This window comes from Butyrivibrio sp. (genome assembly GCF_024699075.1).
In genome coordinates this window covers 1-6,344 of record NZ_JAILQF010000285.1, presented here as the reverse complement: position 1 = coordinate 6,344, position 6,344 = coordinate 1, and the positions used below count along the sequence as shown (strand labels likewise).

Here is a 6,344-nt window from a genome sequence, read left to right as displayed (position 1 = left end):
TTAACCAAATTACTTGTCTATGAATTTATCTACTTCGTCATAAAATCTCGACAATGATTACATTGCCTTCGATTTTATATCCTTGTATATAAATCCATATCCTTCGTAATTTGATTAAAGATGAACGAGTCAACACACTAGATATGAATCTTCATTTTCCATAAATCATTCTTTCTGTTACAATTGATGAGGTGCTATTTCACTAATGACAGGATAGATGATTTAGAGCCGTTATAAATAAAGACATAAGGATTAATATGGAAAACACTACACAAGCAAATATTCTATATGCCAAAATTATAATAGATATATCTCATGAACAGGTAGACAGGACCTTTTGTTATAAGGTTCCTGATAAGCTTATAGGAAAAATTGATATAGGCAGCAGTATTCTTGTTCCATTTGGAAGGGGCAATCATACTAGATGCGGCTATGTCATGGAGCTTACGGATACTGCAGATTTTGATCCTTCCAAGATCAAAGAGATAATAGGTATTGCAACAGATAATCTTCCAGCAGAAGATATATTCATAAAGCTTGCTGTATGGATGAAAAGAAGATATGGCTCTACCATGTATGCGGCTCTTAAAACGGTTCTACCTGCACATAAGAAGCAGACAACATTAAAGCATAGATTTATCTCTCTTCGAATGCCTCAAAGAGAAGCCAATGAATATCTTTATGAGTGCAGAGCCAAGAACAGAAAGGCTCAGGAGAGACTCCTTGCAGAGCTTTTAGCAGATCCTGAAGAAAGAATTCCTTATGAACTTGTAACAGGTAAGCTTAATATTTCTGCAGCTACCATAAGAAGTCTTAAAGAAAAATGCGTTATCGATGTAACCGAAGAAGAGTATTACCGTGATCCGGTCAAGATAAATGCCAAAGAGACGTCCAAGCTTAATCTCTCATCAGAACAGAAGTATATTGTAGATAAGGTCATAAATGATTTTGATAACAATGTCAAAAAAACTTACCTTATCCATGGAATAACAGGAAGTGGCAAGACAGAAGTTTATATAAGAATGATAGAACAGATCATAGAAAGGGGAAAACAGGCTATTGTACTTATCCCGGAAATCTCTCTTACCTATCAGACTCTTATGCGCTTTTATCGCCACTTTGGAAACAGAGTATCAGTAATGAACTCTACCTTATCTGCGGGGGAAAAATATGACCAGTTTGAAAGGGCAAGAAATGGCCAGCTTGATATCATCATAGGACCTCGTTCTGCGCTGTTTACACCATTTCCAAATCTTGGACTTATAATAATAGATGAGGAGCATGAACCGGCATATAAATCAGAGCAGATGCCCAAGTATCATGCAAGAGAAACCGCCATAGAGCTTTCAAAACTTGTAGATGGCGGTGCAAGCGTTGTACTTGGAAGTGCAACTCCTTCACTTGAAGCCTATTACAGGGCTACCACAGGAGAATATGAGCTTTTTGAGCTTACAAAGAGGCTTACAGGCGGAACTCTTCCTGAAGTTGAATGTGTAGATCTAAGAGATGAGCTTAGAAGCGGTAACAGATCTATTTTTTCAAGAAGTCTTAAAGAAGGAATTGAAGACAGACTAAAAAAGCATGAGCAGATAATGCTCTTTATTAACAGAAGAGGACTTGCAGGATTTGTATCCTGCAGAAGCTGCGGTCATGTATTTAAATGTCCGCATTGTGATGTATCTTTATCTGAGCATAGGGGAGGACGCCTTGTCTGCCACTATTGCGGATATTCTGAGCCTATTACAAGGATATGCCCTGAGTGCGGTTCTAAGTATGTTTCGGCTTTTAGAGCAGGAACAGAGCAGATAGAAAAAGAAGTGCTTAAAAACTGGCCACAGACAAGAGTTCTTAGGATGGATGCTGATACTACAAGGACCAAGGATAGCTATCAGAAGATACTGTCTGCTTTTTCAAATGAAGAGGCTGACATACTGATAGGAACTCAGATGATAGTAAAAGGTCATGACTTCCCTAAGGTCACTTTAGTAGGTGTTCTTGCAGCTGATATGTCTCTGTATGCCAATGATTACAGGGCTTCGGAAAGAACTTTCCAGCTCCTTACGCAGGCAGCAGGAAGAGCCGGAAGAGGCGAGCTTTTGGGCAAAGTAATAGTACAAAGCTATCAGCCGGATCATTATGCTATTCAAACAGCAGCAAAGCAGGATTACAATGCCTTTTTTGACGAAGAGATATCTTATAGGAGACTCCTTGCATATCCACCTGTTGCTCATATGATGGCAGTGCAGATAACATCCAAAAATGAAGAAGCCGGAATAAGCTTTTCAAACAGACTAAGAGTAATACTTGAACAGCCGCTTGTGCCTGGAATTGATACAGTAACCGGAACTTTTACTCAAGATAGCCAAAAGGACTATAATATAAATGATACTAAGATAGCCTCTTCTTATGTAAAAGGCAGCCTAATGGAAAGCGACAAACCGGTTATTATAGGCCCTGCAGCTGCTAATATATCAAAAATTAATGATGTTTTCAGATTTGTTATATATGTTAAGTCGGCAGATTATGCTATATTAACAGGGATGAAGGATAGAATCGAACGATATACTGCAAGGCTTATAGAAGCTGGACAATATAGAGGATATTCGGTACAATTTGATTTTGACCCTATAAATGGGTTCTAATATTTTTAAGTAACTTAAAGTTATTTTTTTATTCTCGTGATCAGGTGTTGATGTGCATTTAATGCATATTTGTCCAAAAGGTCCGGGGATGAATATACTAAATGATTTATTTGGAGGTTAATTATGGCAATAAGACAAATTCGTGAATTTGGTGATGATGTACTTGCAAAAAAATGTAAACCTGTCAAAGAAATGACAGATTCAATACAGGAACTGATCGATGATATGTTCGAGACAATGTATGAGGCTAATGGTGTAGGCCTTGCAGCACCTCAGGTTGGTATCCTTAAAAGGATCATGGTCATTGATTGTACAGGAGAAGATCCATTTGTATTCATCAATCCTGAAATACTTGAAACAAGCGGTGAGCAGACAGGATATGAAGGATGTCTTTCAATCCCTGGTAAGAGCGGAGTAGTTACAAGACCTAATCATGTAAGAGTCAAGGCTCTTGACCGTGATATGAATGAATTCGAACTTGAAGCTGACGAACTTTTTGCACGTGCTATATGTCATGAATGTGAACATCTTGACGGACATATGTATGTTGAAAGAGTAGCAGGCGGCGTTGAAGGACTTGTTGATAACGAAGAACTTTATAAGGACGAAGACTGATGAAAATAGTATATATGGGAACTCCTGACTTTGCTGTCGGTGCCTTGAAAGCACTTTGCGAAGCAGGACAGGAAATAGTATGTGTTGTTACACAGCCGGATAAGCCAAAGGGAAGAAGTGGAAAGCTTGTTTTTTCACCTGTTAAAGAATATGCTATATCCCAAAATATTCCGGTATTTCAGCCTGAAAAGATAAGAACTAAAGATAGTGTTGATTATCTCAAAAATATAGAGGCTGACTTATATGTAGTAGCTGCATTTGGTCAGATACTGTCGCAGGAAGTTCTGGATATACCTAAATTCGGATGTGTTAATATTCATGCATCTCTTTTGCCAAAATACAGAGGAGCTGCTCCCATACAGCAGGCGCTTCTTGATGGCAACAAGACAACGGGTGTAACACTTATGCAGATGAATGCCGGAATGGATACCGGTGATATTCTGATGCAGGAAAGCCTTGATATTACAGATGAGGATACAGCAGGAACACTGTTTGATAAGCTTATGGAACTTGGTGCGGATATGATAGTTCGTGCTATTCCGCTTATTGAAGAGGGCAAGCTTTCACCTGTTCCTCAGGATAATGACAAGGCTACCAAGGTTGGAAAGTTCTCAAAGGAAATGGGACTTATAGACTGGACAAGGGATGCAGCATATATAGACAGACTTATAAGGACCATGGATCCATGGCCAAGCGCTTATACACATTTTAATGATAAGACTCTGAAAATCTGGAAGGCAAAACCTATTGATGCTAATTTAAGTGATAAGGCCGGTGAAATCCTGGATATATCCAAGAACACCTTCAAGGTTGCGACAGGGCAGGGATGTCTTGAAGTATTTGAAGTGCAGCTTGAAGGCAAAAAGAGAATGTCTGCTGGTGATTTTATGAGAGGCAATCACTTAGAGGCAGGACAGAAATTTGTATGATCTTGAACTTTAAATTCGGGATTTGATTTTTGTAATAAAGCTTATCACAAATGATAATTAAATCCCGGATGAAACAGGCATAGGAGGACATAAGATTATCATGGGTTATTATAATTATTATTATTTTGATTGGACATATATACTTGTAATTATTGGAGCAGTCCTTAGTATAGTTGCAAGTTTAAATGTTAAAGCATCTTACAGTAAGTATGCCAAGGTTGCTAATATGCGAGGCATAACAGGTGCAGAAGCAGCAAGACGAATACTTGAAGCTAATAATGTAATGGGAGTTTCAGTACAGCATGTAAGCGGAGAATTGACAGATCATTATGATCCAAGAACACAGACAGTCAATCTGTCTGATTCTGTATATAATTCAACATCAGTTGCAGCTCTTGGAGTAGCAGCTCATGAATGCGGACATGTAATGCAGCATGAGACAGGATATACACCTCTTAAGATACGTACAGCTCTTGTTCCTGCAGCTAATATAGGATCAAGATTTGGCATTTATATTGTATTCTTTGGAATAATACTTGCACTTGAACCATTAACAACTATTGGAATATGGGTATTCTCCCTTGCAGTTTTGTTCCAGATCGTAACACTTCCTGTTGAGTTTGATGCATCAAGAAGAGCTCTTGTGATGCTTGAAGGATACGGAATGATGGGCCATGAAGAAGTTACAGGTGCAAGAAAAGTCCTTACGGCAGCTGCCCTTACATATGTTGCAGCAGCTGCATCATCTGTAATGCAGCTTGCAAGACTGATTATACTTAGAAATAGCAGAAGAAATAATGATTAGTGAAAGAGAAATAGCACTAGATATAATAATGGAGACTGATAAGGGAGATGCGCCGCACTCCCTTATTCGTGATGTTCTTGGTAAATATGATTACCTTGAGCCAAGGCAGAAAGCCTTTATCAAAAAGCTTGCCCAGGGAAGCCTGGAGCGTCGTATTACGCTTGACTATATAACAGACCAGTTTGCAAGCGTCAAGACTTCAAAACAAAAGCCACTTATAAGAAGCCTTCTTAGAATGAGTGTATATCAGATATTCTACATGAATCAGGTACCTGACAGCGCAGCCATAAATGAAGCTGTAAATCTCGCTGGTAAAAGAGGCTTTAAGAATCTTAAAGGTTTTGTGAACGGAGTTCTTAGAAATATTTCAAGACAAAAAGATAAGATTTCTTTTCCTTTACCGTCAAAAACAGATAAGAAAAGCCAGATTTACAGCCTTTCGATCAATTATTCCATGCCAGAATATATATGTGATCTTTTTGTATCTAATTACGGATATGATATGGCTGAAAAGATACTGAGCTCATTTCTTGTACCACGTCCTGTTACTATAAGAATGGATGAGAGGCAGACACAGGAAGAAATCCTTGACCTTGTAAAATCCATGAAAGAAGAATCGGGTGATAGCTTTAATATCAAGCAGCACGAGCTTATACCTTATGCATATGAGCTTACACATACTGATAACATACAGTATCTTCCGGGATTTGACGAAGGAAAATGGATGGTCCAGGATGTTAGCTCAATGCTTGTAAGTGAAGTCGCCGGTCTTAAAAAGGGAGATCTTGTTATAGATGTGTGCAGCGCTCCTGGAGGAAAAGCTCTTCATGCTGCAGCAAAGCTCCTCGCACTTGAATATGTAAATGACAGTACTGATAAGAGCGAAAGCAGAGCTGACAAAGAAGAAATGCCACATGTCTATTCACGTGATCTGACTGAGTTTAAAACTCGTATCATTGAAGAAAATATAGACAGAATGGGACTAAGTGATGTCGTGACCGTAGAAGTTCATGATGCAAGAGAGCATGATACATCACTTGAAAATAAAGCTGATGTTCTATTCTGCGATCTTCCTTGCTCAGGACTTGGAATTATAGGAAGAAAGGCCGATATAAAGTACGGCGTTACTAAAAAGTCACTTAAATCGCTTACAGACCTTCAAAAGGAAATACTTGACAGTGTCTGGAATTATGTAAGACCAGGCGGGATCATGATGTATTCAACCTGTACCATTAATCCTTATGAGAATGAGAAGATGGTGGATTATATCTGTGAGAACCTGCCATTTGAGAGGGTTGATATAAGTGACAGGCTGCCAAAGGCACTCTTAAATGAAGAAAGCATTTCAAAGGG

General features: G+C 38.7%; 5 protein-coding genes. All 5 read left to right on the top strand.

Annotated elements, in window-relative coordinates:
- The first annotated feature begins 257 nt into the window (after positions 1-257).
- Complete coding sequence (gene priA, locus K6G87_RS11590; protein WP_296837349.1) at positions 258-2,642, top strand: replication restart helicase PriA; 2,385 nt, start codon at positions 258-260, stop codon at positions 2,640-2,642.
- Positions 2,643-2,765: 123 nt separating this feature from the next.
- Entirely contained in the window at positions 2,766-3,257 is a 492-nt protein-coding gene (def, locus tag K6G87_RS11585) for a peptide deformylase (protein WP_296837347.1), read from the top strand.
- On the top strand, positions 3,257-4,186 hold the full coding sequence (gene fmt / locus K6G87_RS11580) for a methionyl-tRNA formyltransferase (protein WP_296837345.1): 930 nt from the start codon (positions 3,257-3,259) through the stop codon (positions 4,184-4,186). The genes def and fmt overlap by 1 nt, the downstream gene beginning before the upstream one ends.
- 100 nt (positions 4,187-4,286) lie before the next feature.
- On the top strand, positions 4,287-4,991 hold the full coding sequence (locus K6G87_RS11575) for a zinc metallopeptidase (protein WP_296837343.1): 705 nt from the start codon (positions 4,287-4,289) through the stop codon (positions 4,989-4,991).
- The coding region (rsmB, locus tag K6G87_RS11570; RefSeq protein WP_296837340.1) for a 16S rRNA (cytosine(967)-C(5))-methyltransferase RsmB at positions 4,984-6,344 on the top strand (1,361 nt) is incomplete at its 3' end. The genes K6G87_RS11575 and rsmB, both read left to right, overlap by 8 nt.